This is a genomic window from Microcoleus sp. BM001215392 (assembly GCF_036700185.1).
GTDB lineage: Bacteria > Cyanobacteriota > Cyanobacteriia > Cyanobacteriales > Microcoleaceae > Microcoleus.
Map to the genome: position 1 here is coordinate 1 of NZ_JAUBOJ010000397.1, position 1,917 is coordinate 1,917.

General features: G+C 47.2%; 1 protein-coding gene and 1 pseudogene. One reads left to right on the forward strand and one right to left on the reverse strand.

Annotated features, from left to right (window positions below):
• Positions 1 to 269 (forward strand): annotated as a pseudogene (locus tag QT974_RS28910) (hypothetical protein); the annotation flags it as partial.
• Positions 270 to 398: 129 nt separating this feature from the next.
• On the opposite strand, the gene QT974_RS28915 reads toward QT974_RS28910, so the two are convergent.
• The coding region (locus QT974_RS28915; RefSeq protein WP_333471830.1) for a CHAT domain-containing protein at positions 399 to 1,917 on the reverse strand (1,519 nt) is incomplete at its 5' end.

Here is a 1,917-nt window from a genome sequence, read left to right on the forward strand (position 1 = left end):
CCAACCAACTCGCACTCCGCAACAGCGAGGACAAAGAGAAATATCGGGACGATCGACTAGAAAGCACAGTACAGGCGATCGGCGTCGGTTTAGCAGCCGGAGGCATCGCCGCATCCAGCGGTACAGACAAACTCTTCGAGACAGTCCAAAACCATCACATCCCAGTTGTCGTGCACTTGCATCCCTTTGCATTCTCGTTTTTGTTGAGTTGCGCCATCGCCCTTTTCGCAGCCGGCATCACCTGGTGGCGCACAAAACCGAAAAAATAGGTCAAAAGATCGATCGCACGGACTAATTGTAGGCTGACGGGCGATCGACCATTCCCAAAAAATCATTGATATCGAACCAATAACTAAAGACTAAGGACTAAGGACTAAGGACTAAGGACTAATGACCAATTACCACGGACTCCCAATCATCACAAAAGCCGACCAATAATAAGGATGTGACAACTTCAAATCAGCAAACCCCTGCAAAGATTGCGGCAAATCCACCTCACCCCGACTCGAACCCCGCAACTTACCGCCCTCCAAACGCACATCACCCCGCAACATTGCAATTTGCGCTTGTCGCAGCGCCGCCGCCTTAATTGGCGCCGTCTTCAAATGCTGATAAAACTCATTCATCAATCCCAAAGTACCCTCATCCGAAACATACCACAAACTCCCAACAGCCGTTTGCACCCCAGCTTGTAGCGCCAAACCTCCAAAACCCAACTCCGCACTTTCATCACCCACCGCAGTCCGACAAGCACTTAAAACTAATAGATTCACCTGCGGATTATTCAATCTCAAATCATGCAATTGATCCAGTCTCAACCGACTATCCCACAACTGAATAAAAGAATTACTCGGTGCACCAGGTCGAAATTCGCCGTGAGTAGCTAAATGAATAATCCCAAAAGGTCGGCTTTGATGCTGTCGCTTCAAATTATCGTAAGTGAAACCCTCATTCAGAAAACTAATTCCCGGCCACTCTCGCGAAATAGCTGCTATTTCCGCAGGAACCGCAGGTAAAGGATTCAACGTAAAAAATTGCGACGCACCCATGGCTAAAACTTGAGATTTTCTGAGATCGACGTAGCGAGTATCTGTTAAATTAATGCTGGGCATCAAGCTGAGATTGTACTTTTCGATCAAAAATTGCTTTCCGTCGTGCAAAGCCGCAAAGGGCATACCTCTCAAACCCCGATCGACTACAAAGGAAATAGTATCCGTTTCGCACTTCTTCAAATTCTCATCCAAAGGCTCAACCATCCATTTATAAAGCTGCTGGGCCGATGGTAGATAACTCGTAGTAGCCCGCACCCCTGGCTTAGTAATCTCATTTCTGAATGTAGTTACAACTTTCAGCAATTCTTCCCGGTTTGCTTCCGTCACCGTTTTGTGCACCACCGCACCGCAAGAATCTACTAACACTAAATCTAATTTTTCCGATCGCGAAAACAGATAAAGTAAGCTAGGTTTAGTGCCAGTTTCTGCACCCACTGATGCTAACTTTTTTGTGATATCGTCTGGCGACAGCAACTCGTCGCCGCCGTTAATTCCGAAATATTCCCGGAATTCTTGGCTGAAAGATTTGTCCAGCAGAGGTAAAGCTGCCGCTATTGTGCCCCTATCCAAGTTTTTGCCGATGTCGCTGCGGAATGCTGACCCAAAAACTGAATCTCTGGCATTTCTACCGATTAAATTTCTCATTCCTCTAAGAGATTGCATTCTTTCAGGCGGCATCCTTTCTCCGGGTTTTCCTATATCTCGCGATATACTATTTTGGTTCTGCTGCTGTTCGCGGTTAAAGGGTTGGTTGGGCTCTGGAAAAACCCGGTTTCTATCTGATGGAAATCTACCGCTTGGCGATGGTGGCGGTGGAGTTATTCCCGGTGGAGTTATTCCCGGTGGAGTTATTCCCGGTGGAGTT